This is a genomic window from Pseudanabaena sp. UWO311 (genome assembly GCF_006937785.1).
Lineage (GTDB): Bacteria > Cyanobacteriota > Cyanobacteriia > Pseudanabaenales > Pseudanabaenaceae > Pseudanabaena.
This window is the reverse complement of sequence record NZ_SJEE01000023.1, coordinates 1-26,778: the sequence shown is the minus strand read 5'-3', so window position 1 is coordinate 26,778 and position 26,778 is coordinate 1. Positions and strand designations below refer to the sequence as shown.

The 26,778-nt window shown below is 41.3% G+C and carries 28 protein-coding genes; 15 read left to right on the top strand and 13 right to left on the bottom strand.

Features of this window, described 5'->3' with window-relative positions; all coding sequences use genetic code 11:
- Positions 1 to 162: 162 nt before the first annotated feature.
- Complete coding sequence (locus PseudUWO311_RS16575) at positions 163 to 558, bottom strand: type II toxin-antitoxin system VapC family toxin (RefSeq protein ID WP_142656357.1); 396 nt, start codon at positions 556 to 558, stop codon at positions 163 to 165.
- On the bottom strand, positions 555 to 785 hold the full coding sequence (locus PseudUWO311_RS16570; RefSeq protein WP_142656356.1) for a type II toxin-antitoxin system Phd/YefM family antitoxin: 231 nt from the start codon (positions 783 to 785) through the stop codon (positions 555 to 557). The genes PseudUWO311_RS16575 and PseudUWO311_RS16570 overlap by 4 nt, the downstream gene beginning before the upstream one ends.
- 256 nt (positions 786 to 1,041) lie before the next feature.
- Between PseudUWO311_RS16570 and PseudUWO311_RS16565 the strand changes: the two genes are divergently transcribed.
- Complete coding sequence (locus PseudUWO311_RS16565) at positions 1,042 to 2,148, top strand: iron-containing alcohol dehydrogenase family protein (protein ID WP_142656355.1); 1,107 nt, start codon at positions 1,042 to 1,044, stop codon at positions 2,146 to 2,148.
- Between the two features lie 121 nt (positions 2,149 to 2,269).
- On the opposite strand, the gene PseudUWO311_RS16560 is transcribed toward PseudUWO311_RS16565, so the two are convergent.
- Complete coding sequence (locus PseudUWO311_RS16560; RefSeq protein WP_142656354.1) at positions 2,270 to 2,710, bottom strand: SufE family protein; 441 nt, start codon at positions 2,708 to 2,710, stop codon at positions 2,270 to 2,272.
- A 231-nt stretch (positions 2,711 to 2,941) separates the two neighbouring features.
- Between PseudUWO311_RS16560 and PseudUWO311_RS16555 the strand changes: the two genes are divergently transcribed.
- The 6 genes from PseudUWO311_RS16555 (at position 2,942) to PseudUWO311_RS16530 (ending at position 12,083) form a co-directional block, all read left to right on the top strand.
- Entirely contained in the window at positions 2,942 to 3,259 is a 318-nt protein-coding gene (locus PseudUWO311_RS16555) for a hypothetical protein (RefSeq protein ID WP_142656353.1), read from the top strand.
- 193 nt (positions 3,260 to 3,452) lie between these two features.
- Positions 3,453 to 4,049, top strand: a complete 597-nt coding sequence (gene clpP / locus PseudUWO311_RS16550) for an ATP-dependent Clp endopeptidase proteolytic subunit ClpP (protein WP_142656352.1) — start codon at positions 3,453 to 3,455, stop codon at positions 4,047 to 4,049.
- Positions 4,050 to 4,234: 185 nt separating this feature from the next.
- Complete coding sequence (gene glmM / locus PseudUWO311_RS16545; RefSeq protein WP_142656351.1) at positions 4,235 to 5,608, top strand: phosphoglucosamine mutase; 1,374 nt, start codon at positions 4,235 to 4,237, stop codon at positions 5,606 to 5,608.
- 185 nt (positions 5,609 to 5,793) lie between these two features.
- Entirely contained in the window at positions 5,794 to 8,853 is a 3,060-nt protein-coding gene (locus tag PseudUWO311_RS16540; protein WP_142656350.1) for a PAS domain-containing sensor histidine kinase, read from the top strand.
- A 55-nt stretch (positions 8,854 to 8,908) separates the two neighbouring features.
- On the top strand, positions 8,909 to 9,343 hold the full coding sequence (locus PseudUWO311_RS16535) for a response regulator (protein ID WP_142656349.1): 435 nt from the start codon (positions 8,909 to 8,911) through the stop codon (positions 9,341 to 9,343).
- A 418-nt stretch (positions 9,344 to 9,761) separates the two neighbouring features.
- Positions 9,762 to 12,083, top strand: coding sequence for an EAL domain-containing protein (locus tag PseudUWO311_RS16530; protein WP_142656348.1), 2,322 nt, complete (start codon positions 9,762 to 9,764; stop codon positions 12,081 to 12,083).
- Positions 12,084 to 12,184: 101 nt separating this feature from the next.
- On the opposite strand, the gene fabD is transcribed toward PseudUWO311_RS16530, so the two are convergent.
- The 6 genes from fabD to PseudUWO311_RS16500 all read right to left on the bottom strand — a co-directional run bounded on the left by fabD (position 12,185) and on the right by PseudUWO311_RS16500 (position 17,710).
- Positions 12,185 to 13,066 carry an ACP S-malonyltransferase gene (fabD, locus tag PseudUWO311_RS16525; RefSeq protein ID WP_142656347.1) on the bottom strand — a complete coding sequence of 294 codons (882 nt, stop codon included), beginning with the start codon at positions 13,064 to 13,066 and terminating at the stop codon, positions 12,185 to 12,187.
- Positions 13,067 to 13,341: 275 nt separating this feature from the next.
- The gene (locus PseudUWO311_RS16520) at positions 13,342 to 13,836 is read right to left on the bottom strand and encodes an HNH endonuclease (RefSeq protein WP_142656346.1); all 495 of its coding nucleotides are present in this window, start codon (positions 13,834 to 13,836) and stop codon (positions 13,342 to 13,344) included.
- 144 nt (positions 13,837 to 13,980) lie between these two features.
- The gene (locus tag PseudUWO311_RS16515; RefSeq protein WP_142656345.1) at positions 13,981 to 14,976 is read right to left on the bottom strand and encodes a permease; all 996 of its coding nucleotides are present in this window, start codon (positions 14,974 to 14,976) and stop codon (positions 13,981 to 13,983) included.
- Between the two features lie 12 nt (positions 14,977 to 14,988).
- A complete protein-coding gene (locus PseudUWO311_RS16510; protein ID WP_142656344.1) occupies positions 14,989 to 15,231 on the bottom strand; it encodes a thioredoxin family protein in 243 nt (80 codons plus the stop codon).
- A gap of 150 nt (positions 15,232 to 15,381) precedes the next feature.
- Entirely contained in the window at positions 15,382 to 16,641 is a 1,260-nt protein-coding gene (gene arsJ, locus PseudUWO311_RS16505; protein ID WP_142656343.1) for an organoarsenical effux MFS transporter ArsJ, read from the bottom strand.
- Positions 16,642 to 16,702: 61 nt separating this feature from the next.
- The gene (locus PseudUWO311_RS16500) at positions 16,703 to 17,710 is read right to left on the bottom strand and encodes an ArsJ-associated glyceraldehyde-3-phosphate dehydrogenase (RefSeq protein ID WP_142656342.1); all 1,008 of its coding nucleotides are present in this window, start codon (positions 17,708 to 17,710) and stop codon (positions 16,703 to 16,705) included.
- A gap of 93 nt (positions 17,711 to 17,803) precedes the next feature.
- Between PseudUWO311_RS16500 and PseudUWO311_RS16495 the strand changes: the two genes are divergently transcribed.
- On the top strand, positions 17,804 to 18,163 hold the full coding sequence (locus PseudUWO311_RS16495) for an ArsR/SmtB family transcription factor (RefSeq protein ID WP_142656341.1): 360 nt from the start codon (positions 17,804 to 17,806) through the stop codon (positions 18,161 to 18,163).
- A gap of 30 nt (positions 18,164 to 18,193) precedes the next feature.
- Here the strand turns inward: PseudUWO311_RS16495 and PseudUWO311_RS16490 are convergent, their stop codons facing one another.
- On the bottom strand, positions 18,194 to 18,652 hold the full coding sequence (locus tag PseudUWO311_RS16490) for a DUF2214 family protein (protein WP_142656340.1): 459 nt from the start codon (positions 18,650 to 18,652) through the stop codon (positions 18,194 to 18,196).
- Positions 18,653 to 18,779: 127 nt separating this feature from the next.
- On the opposite strand from PseudUWO311_RS16490, the gene PseudUWO311_RS16485 reads away from it, so the two are divergent.
- The 6 genes from PseudUWO311_RS16485 to PseudUWO311_RS16460 all read left to right on the top strand — a co-directional run bounded on the left by PseudUWO311_RS16485 (position 18,780) and on the right by PseudUWO311_RS16460 (position 24,665).
- Complete coding sequence (locus PseudUWO311_RS16485; RefSeq protein WP_223807614.1) at positions 18,780 to 19,190, top strand: DUF2358 domain-containing protein; 411 nt, start codon at positions 18,780 to 18,782, stop codon at positions 19,188 to 19,190.
- A 122-nt stretch (positions 19,191 to 19,312) separates the two neighbouring features.
- Positions 19,313 to 19,717, top strand: a complete 405-nt coding sequence (locus PseudUWO311_RS16480) for a diacylglycerol kinase (RefSeq protein ID WP_223807613.1) — start codon at positions 19,313 to 19,315, stop codon at positions 19,715 to 19,717.
- Between the two features lie 186 nt (positions 19,718 to 19,903).
- Entirely contained in the window at positions 19,904 to 20,713 is an 810-nt protein-coding gene (locus tag PseudUWO311_RS16475) for a DUF1838 domain-containing protein (RefSeq protein WP_142656339.1), read from the top strand.
- Positions 20,714 to 20,795: 82 nt separating this feature from the next.
- Positions 20,796 to 22,880, top strand: a complete 2,085-nt coding sequence (locus PseudUWO311_RS16470; protein ID WP_142656338.1) for an ATP-binding protein — start codon at positions 20,796 to 20,798, stop codon at positions 22,878 to 22,880.
- Positions 22,881 to 22,894: 14 nt separating this feature from the next.
- Positions 22,895 to 23,641 carry a hypothetical protein gene (locus tag PseudUWO311_RS16465; RefSeq protein ID WP_142656337.1) on the top strand — a complete coding sequence of 249 codons (747 nt, stop codon included), beginning with the start codon at positions 22,895 to 22,897 and terminating at the stop codon, positions 23,639 to 23,641.
- A complete protein-coding gene (locus tag PseudUWO311_RS16460; protein WP_142656336.1) occupies positions 23,625 to 24,665 on the top strand; it encodes a ComEC/Rec2 family competence protein in 1,041 nt (346 codons plus the stop codon). The genes PseudUWO311_RS16465 and PseudUWO311_RS16460 overlap by 17 nt, the downstream gene beginning before the upstream one ends.
- Here PseudUWO311_RS16460 and PseudUWO311_RS16455 read toward each other — a convergent pair.
- From PseudUWO311_RS16455 to PseudUWO311_RS24650, 3 genes are read right to left on the bottom strand one after another with little or no spacing between them, the layout of a single operon-like run.
- On the bottom strand, positions 24,569 to 24,931 hold the full coding sequence (locus PseudUWO311_RS16455; RefSeq protein ID WP_142656335.1) for a type II toxin-antitoxin system VapC family toxin: 363 nt from the start codon (positions 24,929 to 24,931) through the stop codon (positions 24,569 to 24,571). The two genes, PseudUWO311_RS16460 and PseudUWO311_RS16455, sit on opposite strands and share 97 nt — an antisense overlap.
- Positions 24,928 to 25,185 (bottom strand): hypothetical protein, encoded by a 258-nt coding sequence (locus tag PseudUWO311_RS16450; RefSeq protein WP_142656334.1) that lies wholly within the window; start codon positions 25,183 to 25,185, stop codon positions 24,928 to 24,930. Before PseudUWO311_RS16450 ends, PseudUWO311_RS16455 begins: the two co-directional genes overlap by 4 nt.
- 43 nt (positions 25,186 to 25,228) lie before the next feature.
- A complete protein-coding gene (locus PseudUWO311_RS24650) occupies positions 25,229 to 25,351 on the bottom strand; it encodes a hypothetical protein (protein ID WP_263402968.1) in 123 nt (40 codons plus the stop codon).
- Positions 25,352 to 25,511: 160 nt separating this feature from the next.
- Between PseudUWO311_RS24650 and PseudUWO311_RS16445 the strand changes: the two genes are divergently transcribed.
- On the top strand, positions 25,512 to 26,778 hold a 1,267-nt coding region (locus PseudUWO311_RS16445), incomplete at its 3' end, for an IS5 family transposase (protein WP_142656333.1).

The window sequence follows — 26,778 nt, the reverse complement described above, 5'->3', positions numbered from 1 at the left end:
GTTACGGAGAGATGCTCTTTAGTCTGCTTTAGCAGACTTTAGCTTTTAGCCATGAACTTGAGTTCATGGCTTGTTTGCCTAAGCCCTGAAATAATTGCGATCGCTGCAAATTAGTGTCTCTAACTTTAGTGTCTCTAACTAATGTTACTGATGCGGCGATTGCTACCAGATTGTTTCGACAAGTGGGTAATTTAAGATTTTGGCATCGCAGGTTACAAGCGGAATTTGATATCGTCTAGAGATCGCTACTAAAATCCTATCTGCTGGATCTTTATGAAATGGTTCAGGTAAGAGGCTACTAGCGATCGCATCGAGCGGATCTAAAGGCTCAATGATGATACCTGAATGGCTTTTGGCTAATTGATACCATTCATCGATAGGGAGGGGAATGTCTAATTTTCCAAGACTGACTTTAACGGCAACTTCCCATACAGAAATAGCTGAAACTAATAAGCCATCCCGATCTTCTTCGGTAGAAATTGCTACTCGTGCTTTTTCTGATAGTTGACTGGGATTGTGCAGTAACCATAGCCAAACATGGCTATCGAGTAAAATCATTCGCTTAGCGCTTCCCAAAGGTCGGACATTGGTTCGTCAAAGTCAGCAGAAATTGTAATCGGCATTCCTCGAAGCGGGTAATGTTTGATCCGAGGTATAGTATAGGGAACGATTTTGGCTAAGGGGATTCCATTGCGAGTGATCACAATTTCAGATTGGTTGACTGAAACTTCGTTAACAATAGCAGCAAGGGAAGGGTTAACTTCTTGGACGTTTAGATATTTCATACCTGTTTTGGGGCGAACCCGATTGGGTAGATTTGCTAAGTTGAGGTTTAGTTTAAGTCTAGCTTGTCTCTAGTGTTTGATGTTGATGCGATCGCTATTTATTAGTTCACGTTGGCGGGTAAGTTTGAGCTTCAGATTTTCTGTTTTATCGAATTTGCGATCGCGACTCATTTGATGTGATTTTTCTATACCAAAACTGGCAGATTTAGGGACGAAGAGATAGAATAGGATATATGTTTACCATGTCTTAACCTAAATGTCAGACACACTCACAGTGGAAGCATTGCCGATTTTAGCGATCGCACCAGCACAACTCTTACGGGGAAAAGGGATTTTATCGCAACTCCCACAATATTTATTGCGCTATGGGAATAAAGCTCTCGTAATTGCTGGGAAGACCGCAAACCAAGTCACAGCCAGTTATTTGTGCAATCCTGACCTAGAAATCATTAACACGCCTGCGATCGCTGATTGCAGCGATCAAAATCTGGCGATGTTGCACCAAATCGTTCAACAAGAAAAGCCTCACGTAGTCGTTGGCGTTGGTGGCGGAAAAGTTTTAGATACTGCCAAACTGATCGCACATCAGAGCAAGCTCCCAATTGTCACCGTCCCCACAACAGGCGCAACCTGTGCCGCATGGACAGCCCTAAGCAATGTCTATGATGCTGATGGCGCATTTAGTTATGATGTGACCCTCGATCGCTGTCCTGACATGATGTTTGTGGACTATGACGTAATCGCCACTGCTCCTAAACGCACACTCGTTTCGGGAATTGGGGATGCGATCGCCAAGTGGTACGAGTCCTCTGTCAGCAGTGGCAGCAGCGAGAAAACGATGGTCATCGCGGCGGTACAAGAGGCTAGAATCCTGCGTGATATTTTGTTCCAAAAATCGGCTGAAGCGATCGCAAATCCCAACAGCCCAGTATGGCGTGAAGTGGTAGATGCCACTGTCTGTCTAGCGGGTGCGATCGGTGGTATCGGTGGAGCAAATTGTCGCACCGTTGCTGCTCATGCGATTCACAATGCTCTGACGCATTCTCACCACACTCATGGCATTCTTCATGGTGAGAAAGTTGCTTATGGAATCCTAGTCCAACTACGTTTAGAGGAATTTCAAGGCAATCAACTAGCTGCCTCATCACGCCATCAATTGCTTAAGTTTTATCAAGAGATTGGTTTGCCGACCTCTCTTGCCGCCCTTGGTTTAAGTCAAGTCACACTCTCAGAATTAGAGCATATTGCAGAAATAGCCTGTCAGCCCAATTCTGATATCCATCGTTTACCCTTTATCGTCTCGCCGAGTCAAGTTCTCGCGGCGATGGTTTCCACAACTAGCCCAATTCTCGCCACAGTCTAAACAAAAAAGCCTCGCGATGCGAGGCTTCTTTGTTTAGATTGACTTAGTGGGGGCTTCGCCCGTACTAAGTCAGTAAAGTCTATTCTTGCAAAAGATAGCTTTGCTATCTTTTGCAAGATTTTTAACGTACGCTGGGCAATTCAATTTCCATTGCTTGCTGTTGCATTTTCTTGAAAACGTTATAAAAACCATTTGCCCTTGAAGGTGTAAGGCTCGCCACTAAACCAGTGTCCTTGATAAAATCAGGCGTGAGCAACTCAATCTCTTTTTGAGTCAAACCACCCATACAGATAGACAATAAACCGACAAAGCCTTTGCTAATTAAAGCATCAGAGTCACCAGCAAACACAACATGCTCATTCTCGTCTAACTCTGCGACGACAAACACCTGTGAGACACATCCCATCACTTTGTTCTCAGGTGTTTTGAGCGCTTCAGGAAACTCTGCTAGCTTCTTGCCGTACAAAATCAATTGCTCGTAACGTTGTTTGGGATCAGTAAGCCTTTGAAATCGCTGGACAATGCGATCAATAGCTTCGGGTAAATGGGTCGAACTTGGCATTAGCTTTGAAAATATTTGAAGAACAGACAGAAAATTTTACAGTTATTCCAGTCTAAAGGATCTTAGAACATCTTGTGGGGCAATCTCCTTAAACCCCAAGAGAGTTGTGATGCTTTGCTTTACGACTCTCTTGGGGTTTTTGATTTTTTTGAACCTTTTGACTAGGAGTAAATGTCTAAACCAGCGTCAATCGTTAAACACTTAATCTAAGCGATCACCAAAGGTAACATTATGAAAAGTTTGATTTTGCCCATTCTTGCTATTACTTCTGTTGTCGGAACCTTCAGTCTAGTCAATCCCAGTTCTGCATCAGCAGGTACGATTTATAATCGCGAATTGAATCAACAGCAACGCATTTACAATGGTGTGAAGCAAGGCACGATCAACCCAAGCGAATTCAGGAATTTAGAAAGACGCGAAGCTCACATCGATGACCAACGTCGCTATTATCTCAGCAGGGACGGCTATTTAAACCGTCAAGAAGAAGGACGTCTTAATAGCGAACTAAACCGAGTCTCTAATGCAATTTATCGAGATCGGCACGACTAAATTACAAAGCCAAGCGCTGTAATAAGAATCAATAAAGTATTTGTAAACGTTGCTAAGCAACGTTTACAAATACTTTATTGGTTTGATTGGGTACAAAGTGTGATAGCTACGGGGTGAAATCCGAATAGAGACAGAGGTTAGCTGGGATTACATATCAGTACAATAGACTGAGAGTAAACCGTAAAGATAAACTATGATCCCCACCGTAATCGAACAGTCTGGTCGTGGCGAAAGAGCCTTTGACATTTTTTCGCGTCTACTGCGGGAGCGGATCGTATTTTTAGGGCAACAAGTTGACGACAGTATTTCTAATATCATCGTTGCTCAGTTGCTTTTTCTCGAAGCCGATGACCCCGAAAAAGATATTTTCTTGTATATCAATTCCCCTGGTGGTTCTGTAACCGCAGGTATGGCAATTTACGATACGATGCAGCACATTCGCCCTGATGTTTCCACCATTTGTGTGGGCTTAGCGGCAAGTATGGGTGCTTTTTTGCTCACAGGTGGCGCTAAGGGTAAAAGACTTTCTTTGCCCCATACACGCATCATGATTCACCAACCTCTTGGGGGCGCACAAGGTCAAGCGACGGATATCGAAATCCAAGCGAAGGAGATTCTGTATCATAAAAATCGACTGAATGAGTTGATGGCTTTTCATACGGGTCAACCAATTGAGCGCATTGCTGAGGATACCGATCGCGATTTCTTCATGGCTCCTGATGAAGCTAAAAATTATGGGTTAATCGATGAAGTTGTAGCCCAACGCCCAAAATTTGCAGTCACCGCGTAATTTTTCTAATAAGATGGCTCACTATGTGAGCCATCTTATTTTTTATACCAATTCACAAAGGAGTAAGGGGTGACAACACTTCTGTGAATTAAAAAACTAACCCTATAAGGGTTTTAAAAACACAAAATGGTGTAGCCATTTTATGTTTTGGTATTAGATACTTTTTGGTGTGTGGAGTTTAAGTTATGAAATTGTTTGGTACAGATGGTATTCGGGGTCATGTTGGGAGTTTTTTAACAGCCCCACTAGCCTTAGAGGTTGGGATTAGCGCAGGAAAAATTTTAAAAGAGCGGATTGAGCTTGATCGATCTAATAGAGCAAATGTAATTGCGATCGGGCAAGATTCTCGGACATCAGGAGATATGCTCTCGTCAGCTATTTCTGCGGGTTTGACGGCGGCAGGTTGGGATGTTTGGCATATTGGGTTGTGTCCTACACCTGCGGTCGCCTACCTGACTGCGAATTCCTCTGAAATCTTTGGCGGTGTGATGATTTCCGCTAGCCATAATCCACCTGAAGATAACGGAATTAAATTCTTTGGGGCAAATGGAACCAAACTCTGTGGTGAAACTCAGCAGAAGATCGAGAAACTTTTAGAATCGCGCCTCCATGCTGATCTAGTCAACTCCTCTACGGATTGGGGTAAATATCACGAAAAATCACACTTAATTGCTGATTACCAAGAGTCCCTACAATCCTCGATCGCTACAGATTTAAGCGGTTTAAAAGTAGTTTTGGATCTCGCATGGGGTTCGGCTACCCGTGTATCCCTAGAAGTATTTCGCAACTTGGGCGCAGAAGTAATCTGTTTACACCAAGAGCCTGACGGCGATCGCATTAATGTCAATTGCGGCTCCACTCATCTCGAGCCATTACGAGCAGCCGTGAAAGAACATAAAGCAGACATAGGCTTTGCCTTTGATGGTGATGCCGATCGAGTCTTAGCTGTTGATAGTAATGGTCGCGTGGTTGATGGCGATTACATTCTGTACCTGTGGGGACAGGAGCTAATGGAAAATAATCAACTACCCGACAGTGCGATCGTTACAACTGTGATGGCAAATCTAGGATTTGAACGCGCATGGCAAAAACTGGGCGGGAATTTTGTGCGTACGGCTGTTGGCGATCAATATGTCCATGCCGAAATGGTGCGATCGGGCGCAATGCTCGGTGGTGAGCAGTCAGGACATGTTCTCTGTCGCCACTATGCGGTGAGTGGTGATGGGCTATTGGCAGCACTACATCTAGCTGCTCTTGCTAAGCAAAAAGCTCCTTTATCCGAATTAATGGATCAAAGCTTTCATCCTTATCCGCAGTTGCTCAAAAATGTACGGGTGGAAGATCGCGAACTTCGCCGTAATTGGCAAACCTGCGATGCTCTCGTTCAGGCGATCGCTTTAGCCGAACAGGATTTAGGCGATCGGGGGCGGATTCTAGTCCGAGCATCGGGTACGGAGCCATTGATGCGGGTAATGGTAGAAGCAGAAACCCTTGATTTAGCTCAACATTGGACTAATAGTTTGACAGGATTAATTGAGAAACAATTTGTCAACAACTAAAAAAAAGATGCGGTGCAAAGCACTGCATCTTTTTTTTGGCTATGCTAATAGCAAATCAAGAAATGGCATAGCCATTTCTTGATTTAAAAAACCTTACTGGGTTCGGTTTTCAATTGACAAAAGTGTTGTCACACTTTTGTCAATTAGTATAACTGGATGACTCAGCCAGCTTGCATGGTCTAAACATGGATAATCTCGATGAAACCAAACTCAACGAAGCAATTCTGAGATTGTTCTACGATTTGCCATTTATTGGCATGGCAATTACTTCACCAGAAACTAAGTGTTGGGTAAAGTTTAACGATCGCCTCTGCGAAATTTTAGGCTACTCGCGCGAAGAATTACCTCATATCACTTGGACAGAAATAACTCATCCTGACGATCTCGAACTCGATGTTGTCGAATTTGAACGGGTAATGCGGGGAGAGACTGAAGGCTATGTCATGGATAAGCGGTTTATTCGTAAAGATCGCAGCGTCATTCATGCTTCCATTGATGTCAAATGTGTCCGCAAAGAAGATCTCACCATTGATTTTTTTATCGCCACTGTTCAAGATATTAGCGATCGAAAGCTTGCCGAAGCTAGACAAAAACAAGCCGAACAAGCATTAGCCAAAAGTGAAGAGCGCTATCGACAAGTTGTGCAAACTCAAATAGATTTTGTACTGCGATCGCAACCTGACACCACGATCACTTTTGCCAATGAGTCCTTATGTCGAGCATTGGGAAAGACGCTCGATCAGGTCATCGGTCTAAAATGGATCGACTTAGCTCCTGCCGATGAGCTGCAAAGCACATTACAAAAAATATCGACACTTAGCCCATTAAATCCTAGCTTTTTAGCAGAAAATCAAGACAAACGGGCAGATGGGCAGATTGGTTATACACAGTGGATTAATCAGGGTGTTTTTGATGATCAAGGACAACTAATTGGCATTCAGTCTACTGGAAGAGATGTCACAGCGATAAAACATGCTGAAATGGCTCTCAAGAAGCTAAATGACGAACTAGAAATCAGAATTGAGCAGCGGACTGCTGATTTACAACAGAGTGAAGCCCGCAACCTAGCTATTATCAAGGCTCTTCCAGATCTGCTACTACTCTTAAAACCTGATGGTACTTGTATCCAGTGTATTCTCCCTTCCACCGATGACAAGTCAAAATACATCCCTATCAAACATCATATTTCTGAAGTTTTATCCCCTGAGGATCTGCAAGTTCAGATAAAAATAGCCGAAACTGCGATCGCTACTGGAGAGGTGCAGATCTATGAGCATCAGCTAACTAAGTTTGGTAAAACTGTATACGAAGAGGTAAGAATTACGCCCTACGGCGCAGATGAGCTATTAGTAATTGTGCGTGATATCACCAATCATAAATTGGCAGAAGAACAGCTAATCAAGAGTGATGCTCACTTAAAAGTAGCTCAGCGCATTAGTAAACTCGGAAGTTGGGAATTTGATCTCCGCACAGGAGATGTGATCTGGTCAGAAGAAGTATTTCGCATTTTTGGACGTGCCCCCGCATTCGGGACACCGACTTATCCAGAACTACAAAAATCTTTGCATTCCGATGACTGGGAATATTTTGATCAAGTCGTCCAGAATGCGATCGCCACTTGTCAATCTTACGAAGTTGAATATCGGATTTGCTGGGCTGATGGCACATTAATTTATGTTTTAGCAAGAGGCGAAATTATTTGCGATCTGATGGGAAATGCAATTCAAATCGTGGGGACATTGTTAGACATCTCTGATCGCAAAGAAATTGAACAGCAACTCCAAAATCTCACCGATCGCCTGACTCTAGCCATAAAATCAGCATCGATCGGTATTTGGGAATGGGATATTGCTCACAATTGTCTTGTCTGGGATGAGCGCACTTACGAGCTTTATGGCATTAACCCCGATCAATCTTCCGATGCTTATTTAGCTTGGGTAAGTCGTGTTCATCCTAGCGATCGCGCGATTGCAGAAACGGCAGTACAGCTAGCTCTCAACGGCGAAAAAGAATACGAACCCGAATTTCGGATCGTCCTACCCGATGGTAACATTCGCTATCTTAAAGCCTATGCTTTGGTGCAACGTAATACTGACGGCGAACCTCAACGCTTGATCGGTATTAACTTTGATATTACCGATCGCAAATTAGCCGAAGAACTTTTATTAAAGAGTGATACTCATCTTAAAACTGCCCAACGAATTGGTAAACTAGGCAGTTGGGAATTTGAAGTAAACACAGGCAAACTAACTTGGTCAGATGAAGTCTTTCGTATTTACGGATTGGAACCTAGCGGCAATCCACCAGACTATGATCAATTGCAACTATATATTCACCCAGAGGATTGGCAAAATTTTGATCAGACCGTCCAAGCTGCAATGAGCCTAGAGCAATCCTACGATCTTGAACATCGCATAATTCAGCCCAATGGCACATTGATCTATGTGATGGCGAGGGGAGAAATGATTTATAACGTCTCAGGTCAGTTGACTCATATCATTGGCACTGCAATAGATATTACTGATCGCAAACTCGCTGAAGCCAAAATTTTACATGCGGCAAATCAGTTAGCCAATACCAATCGTGAATTAGAATCTTTTAGTTATTCTGTCTCCCATGATTTACGAGCCCCATTGCGCCACATGAATGGCTTTGTGAATGCTTTACAACAACGACTGAAAAACCATGAAGCTTTGCAAGATCCTAAAGTGACTCACTATTTGCAGGTGATTGAAAAGAGTAGCCAAAAGATGGGTCATCTCATCGATGGGCTGCTCACCCTCTCTCGTTTTGGGCGGAGACCGCTAGAATCCAAACAGATATCAATTCGAGATTTGGTCGATGAGGCGATCGAGATTATTCGTACTGACCCAAGCCATAACCCGCTAATTGAATTTGCGATCGGCGACTTACCAACTACAGTTGGCGATCGCACCCTTTTGCAACAAGTTTTTCATAACCTGATCGGCAATGCCGTTAAATTTAGCCGCAACCAACCCCAACCCTACATTGAAATTGATAGTTTGCCAGATCAAACCATTAGAATCAGAGATAATGGCGTAGGCTTTCAAATGGAATATGCAGACAAACTTTTTGGTGCTTTTCAAAGATTGCATAATGACAGTGAGTTTGAAGGTACTGGCATTGGCTTAGCGATCGTCCAACGGATTGTCCAACGTCACGGAGGCTCGATTTGGGCAGAAGGGTATCCCGATCAAGGTGCTACTTTCTTTATCAAACTTTAAACCTAGACAGCGCAAAGCGCCACCTAGTTCTAGTAATTTCTACAGGCTCAACAATATGGAACCCACCCAAATCCTACTTATTGAAGATGATCCTAATGATGTTGAGTTAATCCAAATTGCTTTGGATAGCTATAATTTTGTCAATAAAATAGACGTAGTATCAGACGGTGAGCAAGCAATTCATTATCTATTTGGTCGAGATGGTGAACTACCGATTCACCCACTCCCACGCCTAATACTTTTAGACTTAAAACTACCCAAAATAGATGGAATTCAAGTATTAGAGATGATTCGTAGTTCGCCTCGCACTCGCAATCTTGTTGTTGTCGTCATGACTTCCTCGGCTGAAAACCGAGACTTAAAAGCTTGTTATGACTTAGGTGTCAACAGTTATATTGTTAAGCCTTTAGACTTTCAGCAGTTTGTAGAGATGTCGCAACAGGTCGGTTTTTACTGGATGATGTTGAATCAGTTACCTGCTATTGATTAATTACTCCCTTCCCAGTGAATGTTAAGTGGTGGACGGCAAATCCGCGCACCACTTAACATTCACTTTAATAATGCCTATTTTTTGTGCTTGTCACTCACCTTTATACCAAAGCACAAAATGGCTACGCCATTTTGTGCTTTGGTATTAAGAGAGGATGGGGGTATCTAGACAATTCTTAAATGGTTTCTAAATGGGTTTTTAGTATAAAAAGTGGCAGTAATTCTCATTAAAAAAACGATGTTTATAGTGAAAATTGCTGATAAAGTGGCGGTCGCTATAGTTTATGTATTTTTTTTAGATATACTTTAGTAAATAGAGTGCACTAACGCCCCAAGTGATTAATTTCAGACAGATGGGAATAACTGTAAGCAAAAACTCGAAACCTATATCTGTGCATCTGTAAACCATGAGAAACTTGATGTCAGAGTTAAGAGAAGCCGAAAAGCCCGAGAAGCAGCGATCGCTGCATATTTTGATTATTGAAGATGTTGAAGCCGATGTAGAGCTGACACTATTAGCTCTAGAATCAGCAGGCTTAGATTTTACCTATGACATTACGGCTACAGCGATCGGATGCCAAAAACATTTACAAGATGATATTTACGATGTAGTTTTGTCAGACTATCGTCTGCCCAGTTTTAATGGGTTACAAGCTTTTAATTTTCTAAAACAATCAGGGCAAGATATTCCGTTTATTTTAATTACAGGTAGCTTAGGGGAAGAAGCCGCAGTTGAATGTATCAAGGCAGGGATGACCGATTATGTATTGAAGGATCGATTATTTCGGTTACCAAGTGTTTTACAACGCGCTCTGCAAGAGTTTGAATTGCGTCAGCAACAGAAAAATGCGATCGCACAAATCGAGCAACAAGCATGGAGAGAGACAATTATTAATCGCATTGTCCAAGCCATGAGAGAAACTCTAGTTTTAGAAGATGTACTGCAAACAACTATAGATCTATTACATGAAGCTTTACATGTTAGTCATTGTCTGATCTTTCAGCCAGATACTTTGAAGAGAATGCGAGTTTGTTATACCAGTAAAAACAATTTTGATTATAGAGAATCAATAATTGGTCTATCTTGTGATTTTTATGAGCATTACCATGATGATTTGGTTCAAGGAAAGCAAATCTCAGTCCATCGAGTTAGCAAAGATTTGCCAGAAGAACTAAGAGAATTAGCAGAGAAATATAGTATCCATTCTCTTTTGATGACCTCTCTTGTTTATCAACAAACTTATTTAGGTGGGATTAGCTTATATCAGTGCGATCGCGATCGCAAATGGTCTGAGAATGAACTATCGCTAGTTAAGGCGATCGCCGATCAATGTGCGATCGCGATCCATCAGTCAGATCTCTATCAAAATGCTCAATCAGAGCTATTAGAGCGTAAAAAGATGGAGGCTCAACTGCGTCATGATGCTCTGCATGACTCTTTAACAGGCTTGCCAAACCGTGCTTTATTTCTAGATCGACTCAAACATGCTTTACAGCTATCTAATCGGAGATTATATCTAAATCCAACCGATCTCCCAGAGCTGTTTGCGGTTCTCTTTTTGGATTTAGATCGATTTAAGATTATCAACGATAGTCTCGGACATTTAGCAGGTGATCAGTTATTAAAAATTGTGGCAAAACGTTTGGTCGGCTGTATACGTGGTGGCGATACGGTTGCAAGGCTAGGTGGAGATGAATTTGTGATGCTCCTTGAAGAAATCGAACATCTTAATGATGTAATTGAGGTCGTGCACAGAATTAAAGATTCCTTGCAAGTGCCAGTCATGCTTGATGGTAATGAAATATTTATTAGTACAAGTATTGGAATAGCTCTAAATTCTGCTGATTATACTCAACCAGACCAGCTGCTACGGGATGCTGATACTGCCATGTATCGAGCTAAGGAACAGGGACGCGATCGCTATGAAATATTTAATTTTGCGATGCATACAGAAGCTCTCAAGAAACTACGGATAGAAAATGAGTTGCGTCGAGCTATTGAGCGGAACGAATTGCGAGTGCATTACCAGCCAATTGTTTGCTTGCAATCCCGCCAAATATTGGGATTTGAAGCTCTTGTCCGTTGGCAACATCCTGAGCAGGGATTGATATATCCAGCAGAATTTATTGCTATAGCGGAAGATGTAGGACTAATCGTAGCAATTGACTTTTGGGTGTTACAGGAGGCTTGCACTCGTCTACGCACATGGCAAGAGAAGTTCCCGAGCGCGATGAATCTAACCATGAATGTTAATTTATCTGCAAAACAGTTTACTAAACCTAACTTGACTAGCCAAATTGAGAATATCCTCAAAAAAACGCATCTAAATAATCACAATTTGAAGATAGAAATTACTGAAAGTATATTAATCGAAAAAACTTCTTTGGCAACAAGAATTTTAGGTGAATTAAGTGAACGGAATATTCAAACTTGTATTGATGATTTTGGGACGGGATATTCTTCGTTAAGCTATTTACATCGATTTCCAATTCATACGCTTAAGATAGATCAATCATTTATCAATCAGCTTGACCATAATCCAGAAGATGGTGAAATCGTGAAAGCGATTATTGTTTTGGGAATAAATTTGGGTTTAAATGTAGTTGCAGAAGGTGTAGAAACTGCTGAGCAGTTAGATCGACTAAAAAATTATAATTGTCAAGCAGGGCAGGGATATTATCTGTTTAAGCCGTTAGAAACTGAGGAGATCGCGACATTACTGACAGATATCGCAATATAGACGGGGCGCTTTGCGCTCCGTCTATATTGCGGCTGATTGGCGGCGTGGAGCGCCGCCAATCTATTCTTGGATTTTGATTTGTTCTAAATTGCTTTAATTATCTAAAAAGCGATCGCCTGTTCTAATGTACTAACATTCACGAGGGTCAGACTTGGTGCTGATTTTCTAACGAGTCCAGTCAAAACTTTGCCTGAACCAACTTCGATCGCTTTCTCATAGCCTTGAGATGCTAAATATAGGCAGATTTCGCGCCAACGAACTGGAGAAGTCATTTGTTGAGCAAGATGCTCGCGGATAACTTGCCCTGATGTTGTAGCATCATCTGGCGCTACATTAGAGATAACTGGCATCTCCGCATCATTAAAAATTGTCTTTCCCAAAGTGATAGCAAATTGCGTAGCCGCTTCAGCCATCAGTGGCGAATGGAATGCTCCACTGACTTTCAAAGGGATAGCCTTTCTAGACTTGACTTGTTCACAGATCGACTTGATTGCGGCTTCCGTACCTGAAATTACTACTTGATCGTTGCTATTATCATTAGCCAAAATGACATCTGCGGTTTGGGCGATCGCTTCTTCTAGTTGAAGCCGATCAAATCCAAGTAGAGCCGTCATCGCGCCACCACTTGCTTCAGACATCAAGAGCGATCGCTGCTTCACTAGTTCTAAACCTGTGGCAAAATCGACAACACCAGCACAATAAAGCGCACTATATTCACCCAAACTATGCCCTGTCACCGCGTCAGGCTTTGCTCCTTTAGCCTTTAATACATCAGAAAGAATGGCTGAAATCACATACAGGCAAGGCTGGGTAAACTCGGTTTTGGCTAGTTCTGTGGCATCAGTCTGCGATTTATCTAAAATCGACCAACCTAAAACTTTCTCCGCCTTGTCAAACTTATCCTTGCCTATTTCCGCAAGGTCTAAACCCATACCCACTGCCTGAGAGCCTTGCCCAGGAAATATCCATACATTTTTGGTCATTATTTATAAAATGTTATTTAAGTAACTTTATATTTTCTAAAGTTTACAGCGCTTTGGACTGCAAACAAAAGCAAAAAACTAGTCCCAAAGGCATACTAATCAAGCTTTTATAGCTATTAACCCCAAAAAGAGAGTTTCGGCGCTTAGCGCCGAAACTCTCTTTTTGGGGTTTTGATAGGCATAATTAATTACAAATCAAGCCCCGTAAAGTTGCTCCCCTGCGAGGCGCAACTTTACGGGGCTTGGTAATTTATTTTGTACAAGTACTTATAAAACTAATTAATAATATATTTCTGCCATTCGTCATGATTTCCTGATCTCAAGTATTTTGTTACCTCGAAATGCAAGCCACTGTGGGGGCGGCGTGGTTGCTTCTTTAATGGCATAGAAGCTTCTTTGGGTGTGCGGTTACCTTTTTTGACGTTGCAGCGTACACAGGCGGTAATAATATTGTCCCAACTATCACCACCACCACGCGATCGCGGCAACACATGATCAAGCGTCAGATCATCGCCCGTATGCCCACAGTACTGACAGGAATGAGCATCACGGTGCAGGATATTACGACGGGTAAGCGGAATTTCTTTGTAGGGAATGCTGATATATTGCAGCATTCGGATCACGGTGGGCAATGGCATCCCTGGATAGATCATCTTGCCATTATGTTCTACTTGCTCAGCCTTGCCTTTTATAACCAACACAATAGCTCGCTGCCAATTTGTAATGTTCAGCGGTTCATAGGATGCATTTAGTACAAGGACTTTTGCCATTACCATCAAGCGAACTTACAAGAGATGCTACCACAGGTAGCCAAAAATCAGCTAGATAATTCTATATAGATCAGCAATTCTCATTATAAATATTGGTTTTGATGAAAGTCAGCCAATGGCTGACTTTCATCAAAACCAATATTGCTACAGCAACAATGCATTGAAAATGTAACCGATGCTGATAATACCAATCGTCATCAACCCAACAAATACAGCTAACAGTTGAGGGCGCAGTACTTTTTTAAGAATTACTATTTCAGGAAGAGAGAGCGCGGTAACTGCCATCGTGAAAGCTAACACTGTACCCATTGGCATTCCTTTATTAACCAAGGCTTCGGTAATCGGCATCACTCCTGCGATGTTGGCATAGAGTGGCACTCCCAAGATCACAGCAAGGGGGACTGCTAAAGGATTATGAACTCCTGCATATTTGACAATAAAATCGGTCGGTACGTAACCATGAATTCCTGCACCGATCGCAATGCCAAGTACCACATAAAGCCAAACCGATCTCACAATTTCGCTAGATTGAAATCTGCCCTGCTCAAATCTTTGATTCCAAGTCATGGCAAGTTCGAGGCTGTCTTCATCTTCGATCGCTACACCTTGACGGGATCTTTGCAGTTCCCATACAAATGGTTCTACCCATTTTTCGAGTTTAAGCAGTCCGATGATATATCCTGATGCGATCGCTAAGCCCACACCAAAACCGATATACAACAAAGTTACTTTCAGTCCAAATAGTCCCCACAGCAGAATTATCGCGACTTCATTCACCATGGGCGCAGCCATCAGATAGGAGAAAGTCACGCCTAAAGGAACGCCTGCTTCTAAAAATCCAATAAACAAGGGAACGGCTGAACAAGAACAAAACGGTGTGACAATGCCGACCATCGCCGCCATGACATTTCCTGCAAATGTACGCTTTCCTTCTAATAAAGAACGAACTCTCTCTGGTTCTAAAAAGCTCTGAAATGTGCCAACGATAAAGCTAATCACAATTAGCAATGTTAAAACTTTCGGCACATCGTAGAGGAAGAAGTGCAGACTAGATCCTAAATGGGAGACGATTTCTAACCCCAAAAGTTTTGTAACAATCTGCGTCGCTAACCAATCAAAGGGATAGAAAGGATCAAACATAGCTTTATCTCTCTAACTCTGTAATAGCGGTTGGATTTGTTCGGGACTAATTACTTGACCTTTACAGACAACCTTGCCATTGATAGTCATTGCGGGAGTAGACATCACCCCACGCATAGCAATTTCCACAGGATCGGTAATATGCAAAACTTCCGCAGTGAGATTCAGATTTGCCACAGCTTGTTTGGCATTAGATTCTAACTGTTGGCACTTTTTACAACCCGTGCCCAAAATTTCAATCTTGATCGTATTCATAACGTGCTCCTAATTCCATGACTCATCGACCTTGAAAATCTTGCCGACAAACCCTATATATTGATATATATCAATATATAGATTATAGAAGCAATAAATATGTAAGAGCTATTTCGTTATGATTTCTACACATGACTATCTTGATCGCCTCTACTCACCATCAGATTTCCATGCGAACGCCTTACTGACCTGCGGATCGGGTAACTTGCGCGTAATTATTGCGGCGGCAAGAACTAAAGCAGTTGATACCCAGAGACATCCCACTAAACCAGAAAACTGATAAACTAATCCCGACAACACCGTCCCTGCTAAGCGTCCGCCTGAATTAGCCATGTAGTAGAAGCCGACATTTAGAGCAACTTTGTCATCATCTGTGAAGGCAAGAACTAGGTAAGAATGCACCGATGAGTTAAAGGCAAAGACTACACCAAAGACGAATAAACCGCCGATGATTACCAAATTTGCTGTGAGATTTAATTGCAGAGCGATCGCAATAATTGCAGGAATGCCAATTAGGGAAGTTGTCCAAAATCGCACGGTTTGCGATCGGGGTGGTTGTCCCGAACCAAAGCGCTTGATCAATGTCGGTGCAAGGGATTGAATCAAACCATAGCCAATTACCCAACAAGCTAAGAAGCCACCAACTTGATAAAATGACCAGCCTAAGACGCTTCGCAAAAATACAGGCAATCCCACCACAAACCACACGTCTCTGGAACCAAATAGAAAGAATCTAGCTGCTGATAGAAGATTGATTTCAGGGCTTTTAGAAAAGAGTTGCTTGAACTTGACTTTCGCCTTGATTTTACCCATGCCCTTGGGCAGAAATAAACCTGTGAACAGCAGCAGAAATAAGCATCCTGCCATAATCCAAAGGGAATTTACAAAGTCACATAGCCCCAATAATGCACTGCCAATAAAAAAGCCAACTCCTTTCAAGGCATTTTTGGAACCCGTAAGAATTGCTACCCATTTAAACAAAGCCGATTGAGCATCTTGTGGCACGACAAGGCGAATTGCACTTTTGGTACTCATCTTCGTCAAGTCTTTCGCAATTCCTGAAAAAGCCTGCGCGATCATCACATAGAGAACTGCGAACCACTGTGCCCATTCAGGATTGAGAAACGATAACAATACTAAGGAGAAAATCTGTAAGCCTATCCCTGCATAGAGCGTAACTTTTAGTCCTAATTGTGAACCAATCCATCCGCCTAAAAAGTTGGTAACGACTCCAAAGACTTCGTAGAATAGAAACAGAGAAGCGATTTGAATAGGTGTATAGCCAATGTTATTGAAATACAGCAATACCAATAGCCGTAGAGCACCATCGGTAATCGTGAATCCCCAGTAGGTGAGGGTAACAAGCACATAGTTCTTGAAGTTTGCTTGAGATGCAGAAGAGGAATTCATAGGTTTTCTTAAAGAATATTTGCAGCAAAATTGAGCGTGCGAAGCACACTCAATTTTGCTTTTAGAGAGCGATCGCAACTTTTCTCGCCAATTCCGCCATGCGGCAGGAATAACCCCATTCGTTGTCATACCAAGCCAATATCTTGACCTGAGTTCCATCCACAACCATTGTTGAGAGGGCATCAATAATGGATGATCGTGGATCGTCTTTATAGTCAATAGAAACTAAGGGACGTTCTTCATAGCCCAAAATCCCTTGAAGTTCACCTTCGGCGGCAGTTTTTAATAATTGATTGACTTCCTCAATGGTGGTTTCTCTTTCTACTTCAAACACACAATCCGTAAGCGAAGCATTCAGCAAAGGTACTCGCACCGCTAATCCATTTAACTTGCCCTTGAGTTCGGGATAGATCATTGCGATCGCAGTTGCCGATCCCGTGGTTGTGGGAATTAGAGACAAAGCCGAAGCCCTTGCACGGCGCAGATCTTTGTGCGGTGCATCAACGAGGGTTTGCGTATTCGTATTGTCATGAATGGTGGTAATTACGCCATGCTTAATTCCTAAACCTTCATGGATAACTTTCACCACAGGCGCGAGGCAGTTAGTAGTGCAAGACGCTGCTGTTAATAGATGATGCTGTGCGGGATCGTAAAGATAATCGTTAATTCCCATCACGATATTCAGCGCTTCTTCTTTGACAGGAGCCGCAACGATGACTTTCTTTACGCCTTTGCTGAAATAGGGATTTAGGGTTTCGGGGGTGCGGAATTTGCCCGAACATTCGAGAACAATATCTACGCCTAACTCTTGCCAGTTAACTAATTCGGGTTTGGCATATTCACTAAAACTGAGGGATTTACGATCAATTTGGATGCGATCGCCTTCTAATCGCACATCCTGTTGCCAGCGTCCATGTACCGAGTCAAACTCAAGTAAATGCGCGGCAGCTTCCACGCCACCCTTGATTTCATTAATATGCACAAATTCTAATTCGGGAAAGCCCCAAGCAGCACGTAGAACCAATCTTCCAATTCTGCCAAAGCCGTTAATACCAACTCGCACTGCCATGATTTAACCTATAACCCTAGTATTGATTTATATCAATATTTGTATTTGTCGATATTTTGGCGGTTTTGATGGGGATATGTCAAGATTAAAGCTATGAAAATTTCTCAACCGATGATTGCCCAACCCAAGGAAGATGAGATCGCAACGAGATGTTGTCCGCCACTTATGGCTGGGCGATTGCAACCAGAGGACACAGCTTTATTAGCGAGTATCTTTCGTGTATTGGGCGAACCTGTGCGATTACAAATTTTGAGTTTGATTGCGGCTCAGCCCACTAAAGAGGTCTATGCCTGTGAATTGGTGGAAACTTTGGGTATATCACAGCCAACCGTCAGCCATCATCTCAAGGTTCTTTATGGGGCAGGGTTACTCACCAAAGAACGGCGTGGAACTTCGATTTACTATCGCATTTTGCCTAAAAAGTTAGCGATGTTAAGGGATGCTCTTTCGTAAACAGAGTGGACGCTTAGCGTCCCCTCTGTTTTATAAGCCTAACGTAATTCCTCTTGCCATCATGGAAGCAAGGAGAGGAATGAGACTAAATCCAACAAGCTCAATGTGAATGATGGTTCTTAAGGTTTTGACTTTCTCTGGGCTTACTTCTGGAGGCTTTTCCGCACGAAGGTTTTTAATCCACATCAAGAACGAAACTGTGGGATATAGCGAAAATAAGCCAACCGCAATAAATACAGATATTTTCATCCAGAAAACTGGTTGATGGGAATAGTAATCTGCGCCTTTTTCAAAATATAAATATCTTAAAATCCCCGTTACTAAGACTGTAATTCCTGCAATTCCATAAATAGTATCGGCTATCAGAATTCGCCATCCATCACGATTGGTTAGGTCTTGCTTTAGGGTAAATAGTTCTGTAGATAAAGCCGCAAAAATAAGCCCTAAGCTCAAATAATGTAAATAAGCAGCGATCGCATTAGCCCACATAAGATTCTCCTAAATTAATAATTTCTAATGTAAAGCGCTCTAATCTCTCTTGAGGTTCTTAGAGTTGCGCGTTCTCAAGGTTATCATCAAAGGTCAATGCCACAATTTCGTTAGAGGCGATCGCAAAATGACCACATCAATGACCAACATTCTCGATATTGTGCAAGCTGATTACGCAAAATTTCCTGAAGCGCAGACCTATAGCATCTATAGCGAAGATGTCTATTTTAAAGATCCTGTCTATAACTTTCGCGGCATCAAGCAATATCAAAAGATGATTGGCTTTATTACCTTTTGGTTTAAAAATCTCAAGCTAGATCTCCACGCAATTAATCGTACGGATAATCTGATCAAAACTCGCTGGACAATGAGTTGGGATGCGCCTTTACCTTGGAAGCCGAGAATTGCAGTTACTGGCTGGAGTGATCTCACCCTTGATGATAAAGGTGAATTAATTATTTCCCATATTGACTATTGGGAATGCACCAAATTTGACGTAATCAAGCAGCATTTCATCTTTTCTCATTTCGGAAGTTAGTCTGAGAAATGGTGATAGCATTTTAAGACAAGATAATTGAAGCCCAGTCTGAAGAATAGTTTCAGTCGGTTTAATAGTTATTACCAAGTAGGGTTAATTATCATTTAAATACTAAGATATGGGTGACTGCCTCTAGCTTCCTTATCTATAAATTTATGCATAAGCTACCCAAATCTAAATATGATCCTATAAAAAAATTAAAAGTCATATTTTCAGGACTTCATTTTGCAGTCTCTGATTTTAGTGTTGCTTATAAACTTGTTTTATCAGTTCCTGTCTTTATCTTGTCGTTTATTCTTCAGCAATGGATTGATTTTACTTTGATTTTACTAGCTACAGGAATGATGCTAGTTGCAGAGTTATTAAATAGCGCGATCGAAATTTTGTGTGATTTTGTTCAACCCCGAAAGGATATGCAAATTGGTATTATTAAGGATATTGCAGCAGCAGCGGCTGGCATCAGTATCTTTGTATGGGCTGCAACACTGATCCTTGAGGTGAGTCATCTCTGGCAGAAGATAATCTGATTACAACTCACTAGACAATGAATTGAGATGCTTCTTTAAATTGGAAGCCAAGAATTGATGTCATTAAGCAGCATTTTGCTTTCTCTAAGTAAAGAGTTAGCCTTATAAACTATTTAATTTACATAAATTTTGTACAATGAAAATTAGGGATAAGTGATCAAAAACTTTAGAATAGCGAGAAAATCAATGTTTGCAGAAACGAGGGAATTTTCGGCTACGCAGTTCGTCAAAACCAGATGTACAACTGATGGCACACCGTCATTTTTGGCTTGGAGTGGTTATCTCTATTCATTTATGCCAAATGAGCCAAAGCGCAAACTGTTCCAAATTGTCGGTATGAGTGTGGGGCGATGTATCGATAAGGGGGATGGGGCTTGGGACTTTACCTCTCGCGAAGTGCTGCTATATCTCGATCCTGAAACTGGCGAAATGATCCGTCATTGGCAAAATCCTTGGACTGGTGAGATGTTGCCTGTAGTGCATGTGGCGAATAGCCCTATTCAAGGTACATTTCGCCGCAATATTCCCGCCGAGGTGGAGGGCGATACGGCAACTTTTATTTTCGATTTATTTGGTCACTATCCTAATCCTCTGGCTGATGATCCTAAGTTCGCGGAATATTGCGATCGCCCAATGTACAACTCCGTAGAATTATTTAAGCTCGCGGTTCCCATTGCCGATCTTGAAGACCCTAAAGCCACAACTGTCTCGAAATTAGTTTTATCTTGGAATCGGGTGGGACCATGGCTGCCTTGGATGAAAATGGGACAGCGCGAAGGCAATCTGATTTACAGTGCCTCTGGTAAAAAAGTCAAAGATTTTAATGAGCTACCAGCGATTCTCAAAAAAGAAATCGAAACTCGTGTGCCGATGTTTAAAGATGCACCATCTGAAAAGATTGAAGGTGAGGAAATGACTTCGTGGCAATATTTCAAGCTACATTTTGACGCTTATCAGCAAGGTGCTACTTTCCCTATTCCCACATTAATCCAATAAAGTCTAGGAATAACTGGAGTATTTCTGTATCAGCCAAGCCTTAGAAATAGAATATAATAGCTTCAAAGATATTTTTTGTGATATGCACTTTAAATTTTCGCCCAGTATTTTAAGTCGATTAGGAGAAGAGCTAGTTCCAAATCCCGATCAAGGTATTTTAGAACTAGTCAAAAACTCTTATGATGCTGATGCGACAATATGTGAAGTAATTCTCAACAATACTGAAGCATCTGGCGGCTCGGTCACTATCTCTGACAACGGCGATGGCATGGATATAGAAGCACTTAGAGATAGTTGGTTGGTGCTTGGCAAGTCAAAAAAAGCATCTCGCAGTCTTACTCGTTTAAAGAGAATACCCGTAGGTGACAAAGGACTAGGAAGGCTTGCCGCACTTAGACAAGGTACGCAAGTAAAAATATTTACTAGACCCAAAGATCAACCTAACGTAGAGTACTCGTTGGGAATTAATTGGGAGGATTTTGATCGAGTTGATTTCGTAGAAGACGTGATTTTGGAAGTTGACAGGAGTGAAACCCTAAAAGATCACGGAACTGAAATTATCGTTGGCAATCTAAAGGCAAAATTTGGCAGAAAAGAAACGAAAAGACTTGCTAGAGAGCTATTACTATTAGCAGATCCCTTTAGTACCGCCATATCATTTCGCCCGAAATTAATTGCGTCTGGATTTGATGATTTAGAAAAACAGGTCAACGAAGCTTTTTTTGATGATGCTGAGTACCATATTAAAGCATCTTTAAATGTAGATGGCAAGGCTCAAGTTTCTCTTTGGGATTGGAAAAGGGAATTGATTAACTCCATAGACAATATAGATATTTATCAAGAAGATAAAGAAGAAGATGATAGTTTTGACACAAGCGCTAAAGCAGTGCCAGCAGAATTCGAGATGTGGATATTTGAGCTAAATCCACAAAGCTTTAATACAAAAGGTCGAAAAGGTAATCTTGTAGAAATTAGAGATTGGCTTAATGCAGTAGGTGGAGTACACATGTATTATCGGGGTTTGAGAGTCGCTCCCTATGGAGATAGAGATGATGACTGGTTGAAAATAAATTATCAACGCACTAAAAATCCAGAAGCACGACCATCAACCAGTACAGTTATTGGTAGGGTAATTACAGAAGACCCTGATAATCAGTTAGTTCAAAAGACGGATAGATTAGGATTTATGGAAAATGATGCTTACCTAGATTTAAGGAATTTTGCAATTAAAACTTTAGATTGGGTAGCTAGTGAGAGATTAAAAATAATTGAAAGTAAAAGATCGCAGTCTAAACAAGAAGCAAAACGGGATGTCATAGCAATTAAAGAAGAAGTGCGTCAAGTTATAGCGGCTGCAAATATGCCCACAGCTGTCCAAAGCATGGTTATTAAAGTTGTTGAGGAATACGAAAAAGCTAAAGATCAAGAAGAAAAGACATTACGTGACGATTTGCAATTGTATCGAAGTCTAGCAACGGCTGGAACAACAGCAGCAGTTTTTGCTCATGAGTCCTCTAAAAAGATTACTCTGATTAGGCAATTAGTTGAAGTTGTAGATAAGAGAATAAAGGAAATCACAAGTAATGATACATATCAAAAATTATTTGGTAAACCTCTCGGAAAAATGTATCAAATTGCGGATTCGTTAGAGAATTTTGCTAAATATCCAATTTATCTTTTAAGAAAAGACAAACGCAAATCAATTAATGTAGATGTCAATTTAATCATTGACAACCTAATTGAACTATTTAAAACATTTTTCGAGAATGCTAAAATTGAAATTGAATTTCATGCATATCCCGATAAAATTTACATAAAAGGAACTATTGCTCTTTTAGAATCTATCGTTACTAACTTGTTAACTAATACTCTCAATGCTTTCGCTGTACAGGGAGCAAATCTAAGAGAACGTAAGGTAATACTTAAGACCGAGGTATCTGATGGATTTGCGTTTCTTAGAGTAATGGATAGTGCTTCAGGCATTAAGGGGCTTGGCTTAGATGAAATATGGCTGCCAGGGAAAAGTACAACCCCAGGTGGGACAGGTTTAGGTTTAACTATTGTGAAAGACTCAGTAGGAGATTTAGGTGGTAAAATAACTGTTATTCCTAATGGTCAATTAGGCGGAGCAGAATTTATTGTGCAGTTGAAACTCAAATACATATAAATTGTGAATTAAATATGCAAACCATAGAACTTCCGCGCTCAATACAACCTCTGCCGAGTAGTACCAGAAAAATAGCGATCATAGACGATGATGAACAGGCTCTTGAGGTTATATCTTTACAGATTGAGGATATGAAAGGCTTTGAGCCTGTACCAATCGATAGAAGTGATGAATACTATTCTGATGTTAACAAGCTTGCTTCTTACATTGCTTCAAAAAATGTATATGGTGTCATCTGTGATCTACGACTCCAAACCTATAATTTTGCTGAATTCTATGGTTCGGAACTAGTTTCTATACTCTATGACAGAGGTATACCCTCTATTCTAATAGCTCAGGATTTCTCCACGGACTTCAATGTTTCTATTCGGAAATTTAGAGATAAAATACCTGTTCTAATTAAGAGAGAACATATAAGTGATAGCGAAGTGGTTAGAGGAATTGAATACTGTCTTTCTGAAATTAACGGAGCTTTTTCTTCATCAAGGAAGTCTTATAATACCCTAGTCAGAATTGAGTCAATGAGTAATGAAGATGGAGAATCTGTTGTTGATGCAGTTATTCCAAGTTGGAACTATGACACAGTTGTTCGTTTCCCTAAATCGATTATCCCAGAATATTTGCAAGAACATCTAAGAATAGGTGATCGTCTGTTTGCTGATGTCAACATTGGTGCTGAAACATACGATCAAATCTATCTGAAAAACTTTGAAATAGCGCCTGATCCAAGAGGTATTGATATAGATGACCTTACCACCTGATTTGTTGATTTTAGATGTAGGGCAAGGAAATTGTACACTATTAAGAAATACTGAAGGGACAATAGTAATTGACTGCCCTTCAGGAACGACATTAATTGAGACTATTGAAGAACTTAAAATACAAGAGATTTCTCATCTACTAATTTCTCATGCTGATGAAGATCACATTGGTGGCATTTCTACTTTATTACGTAGTAAACAGGTAATAGTTCAAAATGTTCACATAAATTCAGAATTTAATAGAAAAACCAAAGCATGGGAAGATCTTCTAAGTTCGTTGAGTGATGCTAAAGAAAGATACGGATTAAAGATTTTTGCTCAATTAACAACTTCAACGACAGACTTGCTTCAAACTGGCGATGTAGAAATTACAGTTTTAGCTCCAAATTCTGTATTAGCCTTAAAAGGTGGCGCAGGTTCTGTAGATAATTCTGGAAATCGATTAAATTCTAATTCTATGTCTGCTGTAGTGGCATTTTCTCATAATGAACATAGAGTGGCTATAGCTGCTGGTGATCTAGATGAGGTTGGATTACATAATCTTCTGCAAGAAAATACTAATTTGGAGGCTGATATTCTCATTTTTCCGCATCATGGAGGCAACCCAAGCAGAAAGAATAATGGAAGTGAGTTTACAGAAAGGTTATGTAACTTAGTAAAACCAAAACTAGTAATATTTTCAAATGGGAGAGGGCATTATGGTCATCCATTTAAAGAAATAGTAGATACAGTAATTAAAACTATTCCCAATGTGCATATTTTATGTACACAGTTATCTAGAAGCTGCTCACAGACTGATTTAACAGATGTATCCGATCATTTGCATAGCCTTCCAGCAAAAGGGAAAGCCACAAAAACTTGTTGTGGAGGTACTTTAGCTGTAGAGATAAATGGTAAAAAAACAACTTATACACCTGGAGCAAAAATTCACAAGAATTTCATCAACGCTAAAGTTGCTACGCCGCTTTGCTCAGCCATCCTCACCAAACAAGCATCCGCAAACGACATCGGCACAGACTCATAACGATTCATCAGCACCCGCACATTACTCGCCTCCTCTTGCAGATTGAATGCGATCGCGATCGCCCCCACCTCGATCATCTCAAAAACAGCCTCAATCAAATATCCCCTTTTCAGAAAAAAACAAGTTTCAGAAATCACCGCATCACAAGTTAGTGCAGGTGGATTGACTTGCGCCCATTGCCCGACAGCCCAAAGATGATTGCGATCGCTTTTGCGAAATAAGGAAACCAACACACTCGTATCCAAAATCACACGCTGCTCAATCACGCTCCATAACCCTCCATATACTTCTGATTCACAGACAGATCGTCAGGTAAATCATCAGCAATACCAATCCATTTTTTTGTAAGGTCATAGCAAGATACAACAGGCTTATCATCTACTAATGGAATTTGAGCCACTTTTTTAATTTGGCGATCGCCCATCTTAAAAGCAATAAACTCAATGAAACTTAAGATTTCTTGCTGCTTCTCAATTGGCAACTGCTGCATCGTACTCACAGCCTTTTCTAAAATCGTCATGATTTGAATCCTCTTAGTATCGAGCAAAATCTTGAGACATTTATTAATCTAAATTAGCATGACGATTAAATTTTGGCTGATTAGTTAGGCGATCGCATGTATGCGAGTAAATAAAAAATTGCGATCGCAGTCCCTCTGCTTTGGAATTGACCACAGGCGCAATCATGACAAAATTACTGCGATCGCCTCATCTCGTTTTAACTACTTAGGGCTTACTGAAAAAGCAAGAAAAGCATACAAGCAATGGTTTCCAAGGAGATCGAAAACTGATAAAATGCAAGAAAAAGCAGGAAAAGCAAGTAAAACCCTTGCACAAATAAAATTTCATGTACCGACAATCTCCCACGGGACAGCTATCATTCGAGAATTTCTACTTACCATTTGGTGGGAAATTGTCAGGAGAAAATCGATGGGTAAGATTAGCGGAACTAGTACCGTGGGAACAATTTGAAAGTGAATATGCAGAACAATTTAGCGAAGGACAAGGAGCGCCAGCAAAGCCATTTCGGATGGCACTTGGGGCACTGATAATCAAAGAGAAGCTAGGAACAAGCGACGAAGAGACAGTGGAACAGATTCGCGAGAACCCATATTTACAATACTTCCTAGGCTTATCAGAGTACAGCGACAAAGCACCATTTGAAGCAAGCATGATGGTACATTTCCGCAAACGATTGAATCTAGAGATCGTTTGCGGAATCAACGAACGGATTGTGAAGCCTTCCAAAGAATCGGGACAAAAAGAGATAGAAGAAAAGCAGCAAAAGAAAGAAGAGAAGTTAGAAGAAAAGAATGTAGAAAAGGAACAGAAAGAAACAGAACCAGCAAACCAAGGAAAATTGCTGCTAGATGCAACAGTCGCGCCATCTGACATCCGTTATCCCACTGACATCAAACTGTTGAACGAAGCAAGGGAACAAACGGAAATTGTGATAGATGCTCTTTACAAACAAGTGAAAGAACAATTACCGAAGAAACCACGCACCTATCGCCGTGAAGCGAGGACAGCTTATCTACAAATTGCAAAACAACGCAAACCCAATTCTAAAAAGATTCGCAAAGCATTACGCCAACAGTTGGGATATGTCCGTCGCAATCTTGCCCATATTGATACTCTAATTGCCGCAGGGGCAAAGCTATCGGAATTGAAGAAGAATCTCTATCGGAACTTGCTGGTCGTTAGTGAAGTATATCGGCAACAACAATTGATGTACGAGCAAGGTTGTCATCGCATAGACGACCGCATCGTCAGTATTACTCAACCTCATGTACGTCCGATTGTCAGAGGTAAGTCAGGAACACCCGTAGAGTTTGGCGCTAAACTCTCGGTTAGTTGTGTGGATGGTCATGCATTTCTTGACCATCTCAGTTGGCATAACTTCAATGAATCGGGGGATTTGCCGCAGCAAGTAGAATGGTTTAAATCTCGCTTTGGACATTATCCTGAAGCGGTTTACGTTGACCAGATCTACCGCACTCGCAGCAATCGCGCCTATTGTCGAAATCTGGGTATTCGGATTACGGCTCCGCCTTTGGGCAGCCCTGTACTTGATGATTTGGCGGCTATTCGCAAGCAAACTCTCGAAGATGCTA